The organism is Candidatus Woesearchaeota archaeon, from assembly GCA_030651135.1.
In the GTDB taxonomy this organism is placed as follows: domain Archaea; phylum Nanobdellota; class Nanobdellia; order Woesearchaeales; family JACPBO01; genus JACPBO01.
Genome location: JAUSCS010000006.1, coordinates 685329 through 701677, shown reverse-complemented (window position 1 = coordinate 701677; position 16349 = coordinate 685329). Strand labels below are relative to the sequence as shown.

General features: G+C 37.9%; 27 protein-coding genes. 1 reads left to right on the top strand and 26 read right to left on the bottom strand.

The window, feature by feature from the left end; all coding sequences use genetic code 11:
- Positions 1-2: 2 nt before the first annotated feature.
- The 5 genes from mdh to Q7J54_04300 form a co-directional block, all read right to left on the bottom strand.
- Entirely contained in the window at positions 3-938 is a 936-nt protein-coding gene (gene mdh, locus Q7J54_04320; protein ID MDO8740765.1) for a malate dehydrogenase, read from the bottom strand.
- A 1-nt stretch (position 939) separates the two neighbouring features.
- Positions 940-1557 (bottom strand): lactate utilization protein, encoded by a 618-nt coding sequence (locus Q7J54_04315; GenBank protein MDO8740764.1) that lies wholly within the window; start codon positions 1555-1557, stop codon positions 940-942.
- Between the two features lie 224 nt (positions 1558-1781).
- A complete protein-coding gene (locus tag Q7J54_04310) occupies positions 1782-2633 on the bottom strand; it encodes a hypothetical protein (GenBank protein ID MDO8740763.1) in 852 nt (283 codons plus the stop codon).
- Positions 2634-2861: 228 nt separating this feature from the next.
- Entirely contained in the window at positions 2862-3470 is a 609-nt protein-coding gene (locus Q7J54_04305; protein ID MDO8740762.1) for a thioredoxin domain-containing protein, read from the bottom strand.
- Positions 3467-5893, bottom strand: a complete 2427-nt coding sequence (locus Q7J54_04300; GenBank protein MDO8740761.1) for a heavy metal translocating P-type ATPase — start codon at positions 5891-5893, stop codon at positions 3467-3469. Before Q7J54_04300 ends, Q7J54_04305 begins: the two co-directional genes overlap by 4 nt.
- Before the next feature lie 39 nt (positions 5894-5932).
- Here Q7J54_04300 and Q7J54_04295 point away from each other — a divergent pair, with 39 nt between their 5' ends.
- The gene (locus Q7J54_04295) at positions 5933-6100 is read left to right on the top strand and encodes a hypothetical protein (GenBank protein MDO8740760.1); all 168 of its coding nucleotides are present in this window, start codon (positions 5933-5935) and stop codon (positions 6098-6100) included.
- 290 nt (positions 6101-6390) lie between these two features.
- Here the strand turns inward: Q7J54_04295 and Q7J54_04290 are convergent, their stop codons facing one another.
- The 21 genes from Q7J54_04290 to Q7J54_04190 all read right to left on the bottom strand — a co-directional run bounded on the left by Q7J54_04290 (position 6391) and on the right by Q7J54_04190 (position 16327).
- Positions 6391-6594: a CDGSH iron-sulfur domain-containing protein gene (locus Q7J54_04290; GenBank protein ID MDO8740759.1), complete on the bottom strand. Its 204-nt coding sequence runs from the start codon at positions 6592-6594 to the stop codon at positions 6391-6393.
- Positions 6595-6625: 31 nt separating this feature from the next.
- On the bottom strand, positions 6626-6898 hold the full coding sequence (locus Q7J54_04285) for a DUF5676 family membrane protein (protein ID MDO8740758.1): 273 nt from the start codon (positions 6896-6898) through the stop codon (positions 6626-6628).
- Between the two features lie 79 nt (positions 6899-6977).
- Positions 6978-7163, bottom strand: coding sequence for a hypothetical protein (locus Q7J54_04280; protein ID MDO8740757.1), 186 nt, complete (start codon positions 7161-7163; stop codon positions 6978-6980).
- 41 nt (positions 7164-7204) lie between these two features.
- Complete coding sequence (locus Q7J54_04275) at positions 7205-8074, bottom strand: carotenoid biosynthesis protein (protein ID MDO8740756.1); 870 nt, start codon at positions 8072-8074, stop codon at positions 7205-7207.
- Positions 8075-8087: 13 nt separating this feature from the next.
- Positions 8088-8639 carry a flavoprotein gene (locus Q7J54_04270; protein MDO8740755.1) on the bottom strand — a complete coding sequence of 184 codons (552 nt, stop codon included), beginning with the start codon at positions 8637-8639 and terminating at the stop codon, positions 8088-8090.
- Position 8640: 1 nt separating this feature from the next.
- Positions 8641-8817, bottom strand: coding sequence for a hypothetical protein (locus tag Q7J54_04265; protein ID MDO8740754.1), 177 nt, complete (start codon positions 8815-8817; stop codon positions 8641-8643).
- 372 nt (positions 8818-9189) lie between these two features.
- Positions 9190-9351, bottom strand: a complete 162-nt coding sequence (locus Q7J54_04260; protein ID MDO8740753.1) for a hypothetical protein — start codon at positions 9349-9351, stop codon at positions 9190-9192.
- Positions 9351-9653 (bottom strand): metalloregulator ArsR/SmtB family transcription factor, encoded by a 303-nt coding sequence (locus tag Q7J54_04255; GenBank protein ID MDO8740752.1) that lies wholly within the window; start codon positions 9651-9653, stop codon positions 9351-9353. Before Q7J54_04255 ends, Q7J54_04260 begins: the two co-directional genes overlap by 1 nt.
- 41 nt (positions 9654-9694) lie before the next feature.
- Positions 9695-9979 carry a ferredoxin-thioredoxin reductase catalytic domain-containing protein gene (locus tag Q7J54_04250; GenBank protein MDO8740751.1) on the bottom strand — a complete coding sequence of 95 codons (285 nt, stop codon included), beginning with the start codon at positions 9977-9979 and terminating at the stop codon, positions 9695-9697.
- A 7-nt stretch (positions 9980-9986) separates the two neighbouring features.
- Positions 9987-10133 (bottom strand): hypothetical protein, encoded by a 147-nt coding sequence (locus Q7J54_04245; protein MDO8740750.1) that lies wholly within the window; start codon positions 10131-10133, stop codon positions 9987-9989.
- 3 nt (positions 10134-10136) lie between these two features.
- Positions 10137-10385 carry a hypothetical protein gene (locus tag Q7J54_04240; protein ID MDO8740749.1) on the bottom strand — a complete coding sequence of 83 codons (249 nt, stop codon included), beginning with the start codon at positions 10383-10385 and terminating at the stop codon, positions 10137-10139.
- A gap of 1 nt (position 10386) precedes the next feature.
- Positions 10387-10824, bottom strand: coding sequence for a cupredoxin family copper-binding protein (locus tag Q7J54_04235; GenBank protein ID MDO8740748.1), 438 nt, complete (start codon positions 10822-10824; stop codon positions 10387-10389).
- Between the two features lie 21 nt (positions 10825-10845).
- Positions 10846-11292 carry a tRNA (N6-threonylcarbamoyladenosine(37)-N6)-methyltransferase TrmO gene (tsaA, locus tag Q7J54_04230; protein ID MDO8740747.1) on the bottom strand — a complete coding sequence of 149 codons (447 nt, stop codon included), beginning with the start codon at positions 11290-11292 and terminating at the stop codon, positions 10846-10848.
- Positions 11289-11813, bottom strand: coding sequence for a hypothetical protein (locus Q7J54_04225; GenBank protein ID MDO8740746.1), 525 nt, complete (start codon positions 11811-11813; stop codon positions 11289-11291). The genes tsaA and Q7J54_04225 overlap by 4 nt, the downstream gene beginning before the upstream one ends.
- A gap of 35 nt (positions 11814-11848) precedes the next feature.
- A complete protein-coding gene (locus Q7J54_04220) occupies positions 11849-12295 on the bottom strand; it encodes a hypothetical protein (GenBank protein ID MDO8740745.1) in 447 nt (148 codons plus the stop codon).
- A 2-nt stretch (positions 12296-12297) separates the two neighbouring features.
- A complete protein-coding gene (locus tag Q7J54_04215; protein MDO8740744.1) occupies positions 12298-13041 on the bottom strand; it encodes a hypothetical protein in 744 nt (247 codons plus the stop codon).
- A gap of 61 nt (positions 13042-13102) precedes the next feature.
- Positions 13103-13594, bottom strand: coding sequence for a hypothetical protein (locus Q7J54_04210; protein MDO8740743.1), 492 nt, complete (start codon positions 13592-13594; stop codon positions 13103-13105).
- 20 nt (positions 13595-13614) lie between these two features.
- Complete coding sequence (locus tag Q7J54_04205) at positions 13615-14229, bottom strand: class I SAM-dependent methyltransferase (protein MDO8740742.1); 615 nt, start codon at positions 14227-14229, stop codon at positions 13615-13617.
- A gap of 163 nt (positions 14230-14392) precedes the next feature.
- Positions 14393-15025 carry a methyltransferase domain-containing protein gene (locus Q7J54_04200; protein MDO8740741.1) on the bottom strand — a complete coding sequence of 211 codons (633 nt, stop codon included), beginning with the start codon at positions 15023-15025 and terminating at the stop codon, positions 14393-14395.
- 1 nt (position 15026) lies between these two features.
- Complete coding sequence (locus Q7J54_04195) at positions 15027-15848, bottom strand: hypothetical protein (GenBank protein MDO8740740.1); 822 nt, start codon at positions 15846-15848, stop codon at positions 15027-15029.
- Positions 15849-15865: 17 nt separating this feature from the next.
- Entirely contained in the window at positions 15866-16327 is a 462-nt protein-coding gene (locus Q7J54_04190; GenBank protein ID MDO8740739.1) for a hypothetical protein, read from the bottom strand.
- Between the last annotated feature and the right edge of the window lie 22 nt (positions 16328-16349).

Genomic DNA, 16349 nt, shown 5'->3' with positions numbered 1-16349 from the left:
TTTCATTTCGTCAGCAGTTTATCCACTTCACCGCACAATTCTTTCACATGCTCCACAGTCCTTTCAAACTGCATCTTTTCCTCGTCATTAAGATCTAATTCAACCACTTTCTCAACTCCGTTATTGCCCAATATTGCAGGAACTCCTATGAAATAGCCTCCAATGCCATATTCTTTGTCGCAATAGGCAGCACAGGGCAGCAGCTTTTTCCTGTCATTCAATATGGCATCAATCATTTCAACAATTGAAGAAGCAGGAGCATAATACGCAGAGCCTGTCTTCAGCAGATTAACAATCTCAATTCCACCCTTCCTTGTCCTTTCAACCAGCTCATTTATTTTCTCAGCAGGCAATAACTCTGTAATCGGCTCCCCATCTATTGTTGTTTTGCTTATCAATGGCACCATGTCATCGCCATGGCTGCCGAGAACAATCGCTTCAATCTTTTTTGCATCAATATTCAGTTCTTCAGCAATAAATGTTTTAAATCTTGCTGTGTCAAGAACACCTGCCATACCAATCACTTTGTTTTTTGAAAAATTGCTTATTTTTGCAGCCAGATAAACCATTGCATCTAAAGGATTTGTTACAACGATCAATATGGCATTCTGCGAATATTTAACCGCGCTCTCTACAACGCCTTTTACAATGGACGCATTTATCTTAAGCAAATCCTCCCTTGTCATTCCAGGCTTTCTCGCAATGCCTGCTGTTATAACTATAATGTCAGAGTCCTTTGTATCCTCATAATTGTTTGTTCCGATAATTTTATGATTGAACCCTTCGATAGGACCGGATTCCAATATGTCAAGGGATTTTCCCTGAGGCACACCTTCAACAATATCAACTAACACAATATCTGCCAAATTCTTCAAAGCCAGCAGATGCGCTGCTGTTGCACCGACATTTCCTGCTCCGATGATTGTTATTTTTGCCATCTTAAAACCCAAGCTTTTCATTCACAAAGATCAAAGTTATCCTGCGATTCGGCATTATCTCCCTTTCAAACAGCAAAATCTTTCCAATTGTGCTGCCTCCATAGCCAATGCTTTTCATCCTCTTGTCTTCCAGAGGAAAACAATGCTCTCTGATTCGCTTGAACCCTTCTTCTAAGCTTGAAACGATCTTCTGCGCCCCGACAACCCATATGGCATTATCAGATGAAAATGCATATGCCGGAATCTGGCTTCCGGAGGCGCTTGCAATCAGCACTTCGCCTGTTTCAACAACTGCCTGAATGCTTCCTATAAAGAACTGAGAGCTTATGCTCCTTTTTCTAAGCTCTGTTTGTTTTGCCTCATTTTTTTCAGCCAGGATTTCGTCTTTTAAATTTTTCCATGGATGCTTTTTGGATTTAAGCAAATCAACAAACCCTACCTGCTCCAATGTTGTAGAGCCGCCTGTCATGATCTCTGATTTTTCAGGGATCAGCTCTCTTAATTTTTCCAATGCATTTTCTTTTGTTTCAACAAGCTCAGCAGTTATGCCTCTGGCTTTTAAGGCTTTGATCGTTTCATTGATTGTTTCAAGTGATGCTAATTTGTCGAAGTCAGTCATTTTATTGCCTTCTTACCCCAAAATAATATAGGCCAATTAGATGTAAGGTGTTGTACTTTTTAAATATTACTGAAATCCAAGTTATACGAAATCCGATTTTCTTGTTTTAGGAACAAAAGTCAGGAGCACCACTTCGCCTTCTTGGTGAAAGTCATGTAGTAGCTAAATGAAAACAGAACCAGTTTACTTAATTCAGTTCAGGTTATAAGTCTTAGACTAACATTTTATAAGTCTCTTTGAGCTCTGCCATAACTAATTCTTGTTACGCCTAAGTCATAAAGATGATATTCACGTTTCTGGGCTTCGGTTGGTGGGACATCTACAAGCCCAGAATCAAGTGAACTATAGAACCTTATTTTGAATGGACCCTTACCTTTATCATACATTATTATTCCACCTTCTGGCGATGGAAAGGTCTCATCTCCTGCGAAAGCCCATATGGGTGCCTTGCTGAGAATTCTACTGTTTTTTTCACCTTCAAAATCATGTGTACATTGTGGAATTTTTACTAATTCTTTTTTTCTTGATTGAGATGCCCATCTATAGAAAGTGGCTCCTGCATTTAATCCAACAGTATAATCATTTTTTCCAATGACAATATAAACTTCTCCTGCGTATTTTTCTAATCCTTCTCGAGTTTTTTTAGGACCGCAATCAATTCCCGGAGCTATTAAGAGGATCTTTTCAACAGCAGAAAATTCTGAAGCAACTGTTGCAACAATACCTGCACCTGCCGAATAACCCATAAGGTATAATGTTGGATCTACATTTCCACTCAGTAGTTCTCCCTTCTTTAGGCAGTAATCTATAACAAATCTAAGATTATCCATTGAATTTTTTGGCCACGAAAAATCTCCTGAAAATTTATTTCCAACTCTCACAATAGTACCGAGCTCTTTTTTTTGCATAAATTCTGCCATTTGCCTATATCTGCCATTATGACCATTAAGATCTTCAAGACTTCCTGCACAATTAACTATAATGGCGCCATTATGAAAATGATTAATTCCTAGTTCTATTTTTTCAATTCCTTTTTTAAGAGGTCTTTTAAGTGCGATTCTTCCTTCTAGTTCCATTTTATTGTAAATCTTTAGATATTTGGTCTTTATGGCCTAGACTTTATAAATCTTTTGATTATTACCCCTAATAAGTTACTACTTAAATTGTAGGTGCCCCCGACTTTACAATAATATTCTGTGCTGTCGCACAAATTTTGAAAATAAAATCTGACTTTCTTACTTCGTTCTAACCACATTACATTTTCACTATGGCTCGGTATGTATAACAGCGCATACGATATAGTTCTATTTTTTAGCTATTTCTTCCATTATCTTCTGCTTAAAAATGTCATATCTCCAATTGCTCAGCTTTTCTCCGTTAATGAAAAATGTCGGAGTTGCATCAACACCCATATTCTTGGCTTCCCTTACATCTCTTGCAACATAAGATGCTTTTGCTGATGAATCAAGGCAGTTGCTGAAGTTTTTCATGTCTAAGCTTAATTCTTTTGCATAGTTTTTCAATTTTCTTGGCGTCGGATCATCAGAGCTTGCGTGCACTTTGTCAACAAATTCCCAGAATTTGCCCTGATCATTCGCGCATTCTGCTGCTTCTGCTGCTTTAAACGCATACTGGTGCATTGGCAGCGGAAAATGCATGTATTCCAGCTTTACATCATTTTTGAATTCTTCCATTATCCTGTTGACAGTCGGATGTGCTGCCTTGCATGCAGGGCATTGAAGATCAGAAAACTCTGTTATTGTTATCCTGGCGCTTTCATTGCCCAAAACAGGCCTTGGCGTGTAAATATCAGGGTAATAAGGCTTATTAACATTTTTTAAATAAAAAAACAAAACTACCAGAATGATAAAAACAAAAAAGCCATAGTTCAAATATTTTTTCTTTAGCTTCATTTTATCTTTGCCTTATACAATCTCATAAACAATGAATTCCCGACAACACTCACGCTGCTGAATGCCATTGCCGCAGCAGCTATTATCGGATTCAGCAAAAATCCCGTGAAAGGATATAAAATTCCTGCTGCAATCGGAATGCCGGCAGTATTATAAAAAAATGCCCAAAACAGATTCTGCCTTATCTTCCTTATTGTATAAGCGCTTAGGTCAATGGCAGTAACAACATCTCTTAAATCGTTTTTGATCAAAACAATATTCCCTGTTTCCAAAGCAACATCTGTTCCTGCGCCAATTGCTATGCCTATATCTGCCTGCGCAAGAGCAGGCGCATCATTTATGCCATCTCCGACAAATGCAACAACTTCTCCAGCATGCTGCAGCTTCTTTACTTCTTTTTCCTTGTCTTCAGGCAGCACTTCTGCTAAAACTTTGCCAATGCCGATCTGCTTTGCAATTGCTTCTGCCGTTCTTTTGTTGTCGCCAGTTATCATGATGACTTCCTTTTTCATCTTATGAAGCTGCTCAACTGCTTCTTTGGAATATTCTTTCAATGTATCTGCAACTGCAACCATGCCAATAACCCTGTTCCTTAGCGCAATGAGCATAACAGTATTGCCCAAATTCTCAAGCTCAACGATTTTCGGATCTATAAGCTTTAACGGAAAATTTTCCATCATTTTTCTGTTGCCTATTATGATTTCTTCATCTTTGTACTTTGCTTTAACGCCTTTTCCAGGAACTGCAATAAAAGATGAGGCGCCGGTAAGCTTTATTTTCAGTTCGTCGCATTTCTTCACAATTGCTTCTGCAAGAGGATGCTCTGAATTTTTCTCTGCAATGCCTGCGAATCTTATGATTTCCCTCTCAGATAAATTCGAAACAGAAACGATCTTCGTAACTTCGGGCTTTCCTTTTGTCAATGTTCCTGTCTTGTCAAAGACAATTGTTGTCAGTTTATGGGCTGTTTCAAGTGCTTCGCCTGATTTTATTAAGATGCCGTTTTCAGCTCCTTTTCCAGATCCAACCATTATTGCAGTCGGAGTTGCCAGGCCAAGTGCGCATGGGCATGCAATAATCAAAACTGCAATGAATATGCTCAATGAAAATACAAAACTCTGGCCAGCTAATAGCCAAATAATGAAAGCTGCAACTGCAATTATTATTACAGCAGGAACAAAATAGCTGCTTACTTTGTCAGCCACTCTTTGTATTGGAGCTTTGCTGCCTTGGGCTTCCTCAACTAATTTTATGATCTGAGCTAAAACAGTATCTTTTCCAACTTTAGTTGCCTTGAACTTCAAAGCTCCGTTCTTGTTTATTGTTGCTCCAATCACATTGTCGCCGATTTTCTTTTCAACAGGAATGCTTTCCCCGGAGATCATTGATTCGTCAACTGCTGAATGGCCTTCAATTACAACGCCGTCAACCGGGATTTTTTCACCTGGCCTGATAACAACAATATCGCCGACAGCAACATCATCAATGTTGATCCCAATTTCTTTGCCGTTCCTTACGACCATTGCTGTCTTAGCCTGCAGGCCCATCAGCTTTTTTATTGCTTCTGATGTTTTGCCTTTCATCACTGCTTCCAGCAGTTTGCCTAAAAGAATGAAAGTTATAATAATGGCTGCTGTGTCATAATAAACAGCTCCTTTGAAGGTATTTGGAATAAAAGTCACAAGAGCGCTGTAAATATAGGCTGCGCTTGTGCCTACTGCAATCAAAGTGTCCATGTTTGCGCTTTTGTTTTTTAAAGCGATCCACATTCCGGCATAGAATCTTCTTCCGATTGCCAGCTGTACAGGAGTTGTCAATATAAACAAAACGTAATTTGCATAAGGCACAATTATCTTGAACCATTCAGGAAAAGAAAGTATGAAAATAGGGATGCTCAATAAAAACCCGAGAAAAACCTCTATTTGCAGCCTTCTGATCTCTTTCTGCCTTGCTTCCTTCTCCTTGTCAACTGATGCAGTTTCTTCAATTGGCTCGTAGCCTGAATTTTTTATTGCTTTCTTGATTTCATTGATGCTTGTCAGAACGGGATCATACTTTATTGCCGCTTTCTGGTTAACTAAAAGCTCTTTTGAGACAATGCCTTTTATTGCGCTTAATGCGCCGCTTACTGTGGCTACACAATGCGGATTGTCCATGCCGATGATTTTTAATTTTATCTCGGAAATACCTTTTTCACCTGTTTTGCTTTCTTTTTCTTCCTTTATTATTTTATAGCCTGTTTTTTCTATTGTTTTTTCAACGCCTTCCTGATTTGTTTTATTTTCATCGAATTCAACAGTTGCTTTTTCTGTTGCAAAATTCACATTTGTATTGATCACGCCTTTTGCTCTCTTTAAGGCTTTCTCTATTGTATTTGCGCAGCTTGCGCAGTGCATTCCTGTTATCTTGATTGTTGTTTTCATTTTTTAGCCTTTATTTTGCAACTGTTTAAATTTGATGATATGTTTATCAAGATCAAACCAAGTAACAGAACAATAAATGCATTAACAAAAATATTAAAGCCGGATATCAGCATGCCAATGCCGATTGTCGTGCTTGAAAAAGACAAAAGCAGAGGGGCGCATGTTGGGCAGACTGATGTGAACAAAGCAGGTATTAGCGCAAAATAACCATGGGCTTTTTTATGTAAAGACCAGTTTGATTTAAGAACATAAATATTTAATGCCAAAATCATACCCGATAAAATTGAAATAGTTATTAAAAACAACAAATTCAATGGCGTCCATAGATCTATTCTTACATAAAAGTTTGACAGCAAAATAAAGTTCCATGCAAAAATGTAGATTGATAAAAAGACCATGGTAAAAACTATAAAAATCATCAAATAGACCCAATTGCCTAATACGCAGTTTATTCCATTCAGGCTTTGTTTTATTCTATTCATTGAGGATTATGATTTTTACCCTTCTTTTTTTATTTCCTTACGATGACCGGCATCATCATATTCGTAAAGCTTGCCTTCTTCTTCACCGTTGCATAATTTATGCAAACCATCGCAGAAAGGCTGGTTTTTTGACAAGCCACACATGCAGATCCATGCAGATTCCTTCTGCGGTTTGATTTCAAGCGGCACATTCGCCACCTTTATTACTTTTCTACTCATTTTCTCACCTCTATGTTCTTTAAAAATCCTTTTATTTGATTTTTTCATTGAAATAATTATACAACCAGGCAAACAATGCCCCTACTATTGCGCCGATTACCACAACTTCGATAAGGCCAAGTATGACGCTTCCGATAGATACGCTTGTTTTTGCTATTGCTGTCAAATCAATGCCGTGGAATATTGCGCCGAGGTATTTCAATGAACCAGGCCATATTGCAATAATCGCAGCGCAGGCCAGAGAAAGTACTCCGCCTACAATGGCCAATGTCAATGCAGTTGTTTTTACATTTAGTTTTTCCATTTTTTCACCTCCTTATCATTTTCTCAATGTTGAAGCACATTTGCTTTAAACCACCAGACTGGTGGAAAATTCCGACATTTTATTTCTTTTGCAAATAAATTTTATACATCATAAAAAGATGCACAATCAAACTTATTATTGTTATCCATACTGCATATGGTTTAAGAAAAGTTGCAAGAGCTCCCAAACCAATGCCAAAAATAAATGCGCTCCAAACCCATATCTGCAGTTCAAGTGGAGTAGCTTTTTTTAATTTTTCAAACATTTTTTAACCTCCATTTCAATGACGGCCTCCTTTTCTTTTTCTCAGCCATCTTCACTTCCTTTCACTTTCCCATGTTTATGCTTGAATAAATGAGGCGCTTTTGTTTTCATAGTAAAATATCTCACCAAGATTATGCTGATAAAGGGGAACATTGTAATAAAGCCTATTAGAATAAATATTGGCTGCCTTGTTTCTAGCGCAAGCCCGATTATGGAAAGATAAAGTAAGAAGTAGCACAGGGCCGGAGCATAATCATACCTTGTTTCTGTTTCTTCGTGTTCTTTTTCGAAAAGCATCTTAAATAAGAACACTGCCAAGAACACAACAATAAGCCATCCGATAAAATTGCTTGCCGGAATGCCGAAATAAACTCCTGCGGTCTGCCAAGTCCACCATTTCATTGTTACAGCGAGCGGATCAAGAACAAAATCCCATGCCACAGCAGCCAATGCCGCTACAATCGAACTGAAAAATGCAAGATAAAATTTATCTTTTTTTGAAATATTCTTGGTTATCCTAAAATCAAGAATATGCTCACTTAATGCGTATGCAACGTAAATCAAAGCTGCCCACATCAAAATAACAAGAAAGGGCACTCCAAGAATTTTTGGGCCAAGCAAATCTGAATAGCTATATCCGCCCCCGAAAAAATAGCCAAAATTGACTCCAATAAATTCTGCAGCGAAACTTATCGCAAAAGACAAGGCAAGAAAAGTCAAGGTATTTTTTGTACCCTTGTTTATTATCCCATGCGAAATCGCGAAGACAAAAACAAGCATTGTTAAGATAGAATGGCTCCAGAATTTGTCATGCAATTTGTAGAATGACCCAAAAGCAAGGCCCAGTACAGCCACAATTATCAAGACAGTTATAAAATAAAAATTTTCTTTTTTCAGTAACAGTTTTCTCATTTTCTCCTATTCCTCAATTCTCCTCTTTTAATCTTCCAATTTCTTTCATTATTTTCTCAATGCTGGCAAGAGTGCCTTTCCCTTCCCCGCCGCAAGCCATTTTGCCATATTCAGGATTAATGATCTTGAAATCAGCCTGCTTTAATATCCCAATATTTTTTTGCAGAATTTTATTATTCCACATATTTTCATTCATAGCCGGGGCTATGATCACTGGAGCTTTTGTTGCCATTATGGTTGCTGTCAGCATATCATCAGCTATGCCGTTCGCAACTTTTCCGATAAAATTAGCAGTTGCTGGAGCAACCAGCATTAAGTCTGCTTTTTTCGCATATGTGATATGGCTGATATCTAATTCTACAGGAAGCTCAAACATGTCTATAACTACTTTATTCTTTGAAAGCGTTTGCAGTGTCAAAGGCGCTATGAACTTGGCAGCGTTCTCGGTCATTACAACATAAACATCTGCCTCTTCATTCTTAAGCACGCCAATAATCTCTGCAGCCCAATATGCCGCAATTCCACCACACACACCCAACACCATTGTTTTTCCTTTTAGTCTCATTCTAGCAACAACCGCCACTGCTTTGCTGTTTTGGCATTTTCTTTCTCATTTCTTCTACCTCTTTTGCATATGTTTCTGCATGCTCATCTGAGCAAAAATATTTGCCAAAACGCTGGGGCGCTGTCTTCTTATCCACTTTCATTCCGCATTTCTCGCAATATTTATCAAACCAACCCATTTTTCACACCTCTTTCTTTTGGATTTTCAATTATTAATGGTTTTTTCTTTTCCATGTTTAGCACTTAATGACATTTATCTCCATTTCCCTTTTTGGGAGGTTTATTATGCATATCTCTCATCATGAAGAAATGCATCAGAGGGCACAACAACAAAATAAGCCAATATGAGTAATTCCTGCCAATCCCAAAAAAATATACAGCTGCAATTAATAAAACCATAACTATCAAGCAACACACCAGCATCGTTATGCCCTTTGCGTGCTTTACGCTTTTGCAGCCTTCTTCAGCTGTTCTTTTTTTGCTGGAGATTTTCTTCATTTAGCAGCACCCCTTCTTTCCTTTCCCCATCTTTTTCACCTCCTTAAATAGTTTTACGATTTCATTACAGCGTGCTTTGCGATCCCTGTATTGCAGCTGTGATGCTCTTTGCACCACTTCTGGCATTTTTCAGCCCATTTCTTGCCTTCGTAAGCGAAACTGCATTCTTCACAAACATAATATGGTTTGCCGGCCTTTGCCTCTTCCACCACCATTATCTTTCACCCGCCACTATTTTCTCGCAAAATTCGTGCATGTGCTTGTCTATAAGATCCATCAGGGGCTTTATTGTTTTTTTATTCAGCGAATAATACCTGTGCTTCCCTTTCCTCTCTACAAAAACAAAGCCGCACCTCTCAAGCCTTTTAAGATTGTGCGATACAGTGGTTTGATTGGAATCAAGCATCTTGCATATCTCGGAAACGCATTTAGGCGCTTTTCTCAATATGTTTATTATTTCCAGCCTTCTTTCATTGTCCAGCGTCCCGAAGAATGTTTTATATGCTTTTTTAATCATATGTTAAGATAAGCATATGTTATTTATAAATGTTTCTGTTTTTATGCCTTTACGAACAGCCCGCACCAGCACATTGGCTGCATTCCCGGATTAGGCCTCAGCCATGTTTCATGAATAAAAAAGTTACAGGGGCATATAAGCTCAAGGTCCTTCTCAAATGTCCCATCTCTCAATCTGCATGGGCAGAACTTCAATCCATGCTTCTTTTCATTAGATAATATGCCGTCAGCAACAATTTCAACATGCTTTTTGTCTGGGTTTAGCTCAAATGTTCCGTTGCTTTTACAGAATTCACCCCAGACTTTTATTACTTCTTCTTTGTTCATTATTTCCCTAAAGTTTCATAATCTTTCTTGCTTCACTTATGTCGATTTTTACATACACATTGACCTGCTTGCATGTCGGGCATAACTCGGGGCCAGCCATTCCATAATGTATGTCGTTGCACACAGTGCATCTGAAAAATTGCTTGTCTGCCATTTGTCACCTCACAAAAGGATTGCCGAATATAATGAATGCCATTATAGCGTGAAGCAGCACAGATGCTATTAAAAGCCACCAGTAATAGCAGTGATATTTATAAAATCTCATATACAATTTAGAGCTGCTAAATGAAGATGGCTTTAAGCCCAAGATGCATCTGCATGATAAAAGAATTAAAACTAGGCTGAGAATGTTTGTCCAACCCAGCACATATACAATTTTTATTCCGAGCGAAGGGTCTATTGCCATTTTACTCCACAATTATCTTTCCTTTCATGTTCGGGTGTATCGCGCAATAATATTCATAAGTTCCTGCTGTATTAAATGTATGGCTCCACGAAGCTCCTTTGTTCAGAGTTCCTGAATCGAATGCTGCTCCTGATGGCGAGCTTGTTGATGTTGCTGTGTGCGGTGCTGAATCCATCTGTTCCCAAGTTACTGTTGAGCCTTTTTTTATTGTTATAGCCTGCGGGCTGAATGCAAAGTTCTTAATTTCAATATTGATATTTGTAGCTGCACTGGTTTGCTGCTCTTGCCCGCCTGATGATGTAGTTTGAGTGCCTTGTCCTGCTGCAGATGCTCCGCCTGATGTTTGCTGATTTCCTTGCGTCCCATTGCCGATAGTCTGCGTGCATCCTGCTATTAAAACCAATGCGGCCAAAAACAAAACAAAATACATTCTTTTCATTTTATCCACCCCCATATTTGATTAAAATTTAAGCTTATAAACCCATGGCGGAATTTTTGCGCCTTTAACTTCATCATACTGGGGCCAGTAGGGCTTTATATCAATTACAGGCGTTCCGTCTAGAATATCAAGACCCTTTACTTTAATTTTGTTATTCTTATGATCAACTTCCACTAGCTTAACTGTTGTAATTGCAATCGGATTCGGCCTTGCAGGGCATCTGCATGCAAAAATCCCGACAATCGGCACATTCGGGTTGCCCTGCGGCTGATGCTCGATAACATGGCTTTTAACCTTGTCCATCCAATAAACAACAATAATATGGGAGTATTCTTCTACGCCCTTTAGCGCGCCCGTGAATTTCTTGTCTATTGCTATTTCTGAAACTTCGTCTGCAAAATTCCCAAATCTCAGTTCCTTGATGTTGTTCTTTACAATGCCAATCGGTTTTAAGATTATGTCTTTCACCTTTTACCGCCTTTGTGTTTTGCATTATTCTTCCACAATTTCATAATCCATAAATAAACTAAAATAATCGAGCCGATTAACAATATCGCATAAAGCACATTCAAGAAATTCCAATACCAAATATAGCCGCTGTTCATCATTCCATATCCCATCATGTTGCCTCCAATATTACCGCCCATCATATTTCCACCCATCACGTTCATCATTCCTCCTCCCATCATTCCCGCTGTATTCTCACCGCAATAAATACTTTTCGCCATGCTAATATGAAACTGCTCTTCATCTTCAGAGCCCTCTTCCAGCCCCATCATTTTGTGCATAAGTTTATGGGCCTCGCCAGGATGCATTTGTTCCATATAATATTCTCCAATTATTTCCAGCTGGGAATCTGATAAATTTTTGCAGTCAGTTTTTGCATCAATCAGATTTTTAGCTTCGCTTAGTTCTTGTTGTGTAACTGCATAAACTAAACTCAGGTTCAACAATAAGACCAAAAATACTGCCAACAATATTTTTTTCATTTACTCCTCCGACTAGCATTAAAGCCGTCTTCTTTTTATTTCTTTCTCTTTTTTAATCTAATTTTGTTTTTTTCGCCTTTGCTTTTGTAAAGCATTATTGCAATGCCTGCGGCATTAGAGAGTATTCCTATTAAAATAAACCAAACCGTATAGCCTGAAAGGGAAGCCAGCGCTGATACTCCTATGAAAGGCAGTATATTCACAAGATAATGGCTGCAGCACAGTATCATGCTTGTTGTGGATAATCCGCCTGATGCAACTGTTGTTGTGCAGCCAATTGCGCTCTTGTGCCTCAGATAAGTGAAAAGACTTATCTGGAAACCAAATCCGCCAATCAGCAAGACAAGCAAAGGAGAGTATTTCTTGATCTGCGCAACAGCCATTGCTGGGAATCCAAGGCTCCAAAGTATTATGATGTTCAATACCACAATCAACAAAATTCCTATAATGCCGTTTCTTGTTGCTTTATACTTAATATCCATTTTTATTCACCTTGCTTTCCATGATCATTTGCAAAATCGGTTATCAAATTTAATTGCTGGCTCATGTCTGTCTCATCTCCGTACGAAATCAAAATCTTGTCCAGATCGCTGAATACATAATTTTCCCACTCACTATTAGGTCTGCCATTTACGTAGAACTTTAGTGTATTCTTACTGCCGTTTGAAAATTTCCGTCCATCAGGTAAAGTCAGGCTTTCTTTGTTGAAGTCCATTCCAACGCTTTTGAAAAATATCCATAAAGGCACGCCTGTTGCATGCATATGCAAGACACTTGAAGCATCTTCTTTATTTAGGTTATCATCCACATGAATAAAACTGCTCTTCATATGATATTTTTCATTTGCGAAGTTAATTGAATTTCCATTTATAAAAACCTTAAAATCTGCGTGAATGTGCCCTGAGCCAAGCACCCCAATCGTTGATTTAGGATCCATGTTGCACTGCAGCTGGCCACTATCTATGCATGCGCTTACATCCATGCCGCAGGCATCGCAAAGCCCATCATTATTTTTATCCATTAAATTTCTGGCCAATTGCTTATCGAAAGCTGTTAATGACATTTGACTTGCAGAATGCATTTCAGTTGATTGTTGGTTGGAATTATCGCTTTGAAAATTTAAAAAAGACACTATGCTGAAGATCAAAACAATAGAGGCTATAACTAAAAGCCCGTATAATAAATAATCCTCTTTGTTTTTTGTTTTATTTGCTATTTTTCTTTTCATTTTATACATTGAAACATTAAAACAAGTATAACTATCCTGCCATTTAAACCGTTTTAAACCATCATTTTTGTAAATACACTTTATATGTCTTTCCAACCCTCTCTCTTTGAATTAAATTCATCTTGTCAAGATCTGTTAAAATAGTTGAAACTTTAGATTTACTCCAGTTTAGCCTAAATCTTAGTGAATCTTGTGTTATTTCACCCGCCTTTTTAATCTCATCAAAAATCTTCTTTTTATCGTCTGACAATGCTTTTCTTAAAATTTTATATTCTTTATCTTCTATCTTCATCTTAAATAAGTACAACGAGGCAAGAAATCCTAAACCTAAAGCAAAAATGAGTGAAATAAGGTTTATTGTAATTGAGCTTATTGAAGAAGAACTCATTATATTAGCTCCCATCATCTCGCTCATTCCTTGCATCATAGGAGTTTGTTCTCGTATAAAAAACGAGCCTATAAACGGGAACAATAAAAAATATACAGCAATAATGACTAAAACAATCAATACACTTTTTGATGCATTATTCAGATTTTTTAAAGTTTCTTTCATCTTTGTTTATTTTAGTTGTATTATTTTTGAGATCGATTAAAATCCAAGTTTTTCTTTTTCTTCATAAAAACATTGTGCATGTATATTTTTCCCCCGCCGGGCTCTGTGTGAATGGATTCTTTAATATGGGCTATTTTAAAAGGGCCTGAAAAATACCTTAAAATGTCCTCCTTTGAAATGCTTTTGTCAAAATGATTTTTATCGCTGAAGCACTGGATGTAAACCCTGCCATTGCCCTTCAATACATTAATAAGCCTTTTAACATATTTTGGCTTGTCTTTATCCGGAATATGGTGAAAGCATCCTCTGTCAAAAATAAAGTCAAATTTTTTGTTTGTCTTGAATTTCAATACCTTGCCCATAAGATAATTGCAAGCCACGCCTTTTCTCAGGCACCTTTCTTTTGCTATCTTTACTGCTGTAGGGGATACGTCAACTCCTGTAACCTTAAACCCCTTTGAAGCCAGATAAATAGAGTTTGTCCCTGCTCCCGAGCACATGTCAAGAACTTCTCCTGGCTTGATTTTCCCCTGCTCAACAAGCTTCACAAGATTTTTTTCAGGCTGTTCAGTATGCCAGGGAATTTTTTTCAGGCTGTTTTCTTTATATATTCTGTCCCACCCATTTTTTTCCATTCTTGCCTTCGTATTGCTTAACTAACTTGCTAGCAGCATCCTTTTTTGCCTTTTCCCATTTTGCACCTCATCTGCATTTATACTCGCGGACAATAGTTTTTATACAAATAGTTGTCCGCTCGTAATAAGCAAATGACATTCATATATTGTATAAAAATTTGTGTCATTTGCTATATGATTTTTTAGCCACAAATATGTTGGCATAACCTTTCAGCACAGGAATTTTATTGATAACTTTAAACTTATGGTATTCCAAATGACTTTGAAAATCCCTGCTGAAAAAGTCGTCAATGGCTTCCCTGTCAATTATTGTTTCAATGCACTTCAATATTAAAAATATGACTGTTTGTTTTTTTGGCTTCACATATTCAACAAAAACCGCTGTGCCTCCTTTTTTCAATGTCCTGTAAATCTCTGCTATTGCCTTATTTCTGTCTTTGAATTTTAATTCGTGCAGGCCCAGGGATTCGAATGCAATATCAAAGTAATTGTCTTCAAAGGGGATATTTTTTGCATCGGCAACAATGTATTTTGTGTTTTTGGAGCTTGTTTTTTTCCTGGCTCTTCTTATCATATTTTCTGACAGATCCACCCCAAAAACATTGCCTTTGGTTTTTTCTGCAATCAGGCTTGTCAATGTTCCTGTGCCGCAAAAAACATCTAATGTGTTTTTTGCATGCCCGATATCAACAGCATTTGCTGCAGCTTCCCTTAGCCTTTTCTCGCCTCCTAAAAAAAGCAAAAAGAGCCTGATTTCAAAATCATAAAGCGCACTTATTATGCCATTATAAAACATTTTAGCTTGCAGCTGCTGATGACGACGCGTTTATTATTGTGTTGTTTGCAATGTTTTTATAAACAACTTTCAGCACACTCAAATCCCTGAAAATGTAGCTTCCGTCACTCTCAACCGATCCAACCTGAGGCCAAACTACTGTGAGCGAAGGGTAGAGGGCAGCATCTTTTGATATTATCGCTGTCGGAACAAGAGTTATGTTGTATTTCCTGACCAGCTCTTTTCCAGTCTCAGATGAAATGTCCACATATCTCTCAGCTGAAATAGCCATTCCGAAGCTTTGCGGATTTGAGAGTATAATTTTGTGAACTGTGACATTATAGCACGCTTTGCAGCTGTTATCTGTCAGATATGTTATATCAACAAAACCCGTTACCTTAGATGCTGCGATATCAAAATAAGGCGGGTTTATCAGCCTTAAAACATAGCTGCCGTCCTTTTCAACGCTTCCCATTTGGCTCCATGCGCTTGTCACTTCTTCGTATTGGGATATTTCCTTTGAAAATATAAATGCAGGCAGTTTTAATATTTTATATCTATCTATCAGTTGTTTTCCTTCTGCGCTGCTGGCATCAAATGTTTTCTCGTTTCCAAAAACAACGCCTATATTTTTAAGCGCAGGGACCAGGCCAGTCAAATCGCTGCAGCTCTCGCATGAAGATGCTTTGATATAAACAGAAGATACGCCTTTTTTAACAACAATCTGGCTGCTTATCCCAAATATTATAAACAGGTTTGTTAAGAACACTATGAGGATAAGAGCAACTAGCAACAACTTGATGCTAGTAAAGCTGAATTTTCTATTTTTAGTTTTTTCTTCCATTTTTACCTCGCCAAATCTTAAATCTTGCAACCTGTTAACTCAGACAATCTTTGAAAACTCTGCACTTTTTCGTATCGTTCATTGTTTATTATCCATGTCGGAGTCACTTTTATATCCGGCCCTTTCTGGTAATCCCTGTAATCAACATATTTAAATGAGTTTCCAAACATCTTTGCCTGCTGCTTCGTGTACTGGCACCATTCTATCGCGCCGTACATCACTGCGCCCTTTTCTTTTAAGCATTTTGCAAAATCATCAAAAGCGCCTGGTTTTGATGCAGAATAGATGCTGTATGCTATTATCGCTATAATTATAACCGCGATAACTGACAAAATCATTATTTTGTTTCTTTTTTTAGCTGCGGCATTTTCTTTTCTTTCCTTATCCAGCTGCTCCCTCTGCTGCCTTAGCTGGTCTGCTTCCTCGCGATGCTTCTGTTGCCTTTTTTCTTCAATCTCCTTTTTGTTCAGTTCTTCCATTTTGTTTGTTTAAATAAATCAA

Excerpts from the sequence above, each read along its gene's own strand:
- mdh (MDO8740765.1), bottom strand. The coding sequence starts at position 938 with ATGGCAAAAATAACAATCATCGGAGCAGGAAATGTCGGTGCAACAGCA.
- Q7J54_04315 (MDO8740764.1), bottom strand. The coding sequence starts at position 1,557 with ATGACTGACTTCGACAAATTAGCATCACTTGAAACAATCAATGAAACG.
- Q7J54_04310 (MDO8740763.1), bottom strand. The coding sequence starts at position 2,633 with ATGGAACTAGAAGGAAGAATCGCACTTAAAAGACCTCTTAAAAAAGGA.
- Q7J54_04305 (MDO8740762.1), bottom strand. The coding sequence starts at position 3,470 with ATGAAGCTAAAGAAAAAATATTTGAACTATGGCTTTTTTGTTTTTATC.
- Q7J54_04300 (MDO8740761.1), bottom strand. The coding sequence starts at position 5,893 with ATGAAAACAACAATCAAGATAACAGGAATGCACTGCGCAAGCTGCGCA.
- Q7J54_04295 (MDO8740760.1), top strand. The coding sequence starts at position 5,933 with ATGTTTATCAAGATCAAACCAAGTAACAGAACAATAAATGCATTAACA.
- Q7J54_04290 (MDO8740759.1), bottom strand. The coding sequence starts at position 6,594 with ATGAGTAGAAAAGTAATAAAGGTGGCGAATGTGCCGCTTGAAATCAAA.
- Q7J54_04285 (MDO8740758.1), bottom strand. The coding sequence starts at position 6,898 with ATGGAAAAACTAAATGTAAAAACAACTGCATTGACATTGGCCATTGTA.
- Q7J54_04280 (MDO8740757.1), bottom strand. The coding sequence starts at position 7,163 with ATGTTTGAAAAATTAAAAAAAGCTACTCCACTTGAACTGCAGATATGG.
- Q7J54_04275 (MDO8740756.1), bottom strand. The coding sequence starts at position 8,074 with ATGAGAAAACTGTTACTGAAAAAAGAAAATTTTTATTTTATAACTGTC.
- Q7J54_04270 (MDO8740755.1), bottom strand. The coding sequence starts at position 8,639 with ATGAGACTAAAAGGAAAAACAATGGTGTTGGGTGTGTGTGGTGGAATT.
- Q7J54_04265 (MDO8740754.1), bottom strand. The coding sequence starts at position 8,817 with ATGGGTTGGTTTGATAAATATTGCGAGAAATGCGGAATGAAAGTGGAT.
- Q7J54_04260 (MDO8740753.1), bottom strand. The coding sequence starts at position 9,351 with ATGGTGGTGGAAGAGGCAAAGGCCGGCAAACCATATTATGTTTGTGAA.
- Q7J54_04255 (MDO8740752.1), bottom strand. The coding sequence starts at position 9,653 with ATGATTAAAAAAGCATATAAAACATTCTTCGGGACGCTGGACAATGAA.
- Q7J54_04250 (MDO8740751.1), bottom strand. The coding sequence starts at position 9,979 with ATGAACAAAGAAGAAGTAATAAAAGTCTGGGGTGAATTCTGTAAAAGC.
- Q7J54_04245 (MDO8740750.1), bottom strand. The coding sequence starts at position 10,133 with ATGGCAGACAAGCAATTTTTCAGATGCACTGTGTGCAACGACATACAT.
- Q7J54_04240 (MDO8740749.1), bottom strand. The coding sequence starts at position 10,385 with ATGGCAATAGACCCTTCGCTCGGAATAAAAATTGTATATGTGCTGGGT.
- Q7J54_04235 (MDO8740748.1), bottom strand. The coding sequence starts at position 10,824 with ATGAAAAGAATGTATTTTGTTTTGTTTTTGGCCGCATTGGTTTTAATA.
- Q7J54_04225 (MDO8740746.1), bottom strand. The coding sequence starts at position 11,813 with ATGAAAAAAATATTGTTGGCAGTATTTTTGGTCTTATTGTTGAACCTG.
- Q7J54_04220 (MDO8740745.1), bottom strand. The coding sequence starts at position 12,295 with ATGGATATTAAGTATAAAGCAACAAGAAACGGCATTATAGGAATTTTG.
- Q7J54_04215 (MDO8740744.1), bottom strand. The coding sequence starts at position 13,041 with ATGAAAAGAAAAATAGCAAATAAAACAAAAAACAAAGAGGATTATTTA.
- Q7J54_04210 (MDO8740743.1), bottom strand. The coding sequence starts at position 13,594 with ATGAAAGAAACTTTAAAAAATCTGAATAATGCATCAAAAAGTGTATTG.
- Q7J54_04205 (MDO8740742.1), bottom strand. The coding sequence starts at position 14,229 with ATGGAAAAAAATGGGTGGGACAGAATATATAAAGAAAACAGCCTGAAA.
- Q7J54_04200 (MDO8740741.1), bottom strand. The coding sequence starts at position 15,025 with ATGTTTTATAATGGCATAATAAGTGCGCTTTATGATTTTGAAATCAGG.
- Q7J54_04195 (MDO8740740.1), bottom strand. The coding sequence starts at position 15,848 with ATGGAAGAAAAAACTAAAAATAGAAAATTCAGCTTTACTAGCATCAAG.
- Q7J54_04190 (MDO8740739.1), bottom strand. The coding sequence starts at position 16,327 with ATGGAAGAACTGAACAAAAAGGAGATTGAAGAAAAAAGGCAACAGAAG.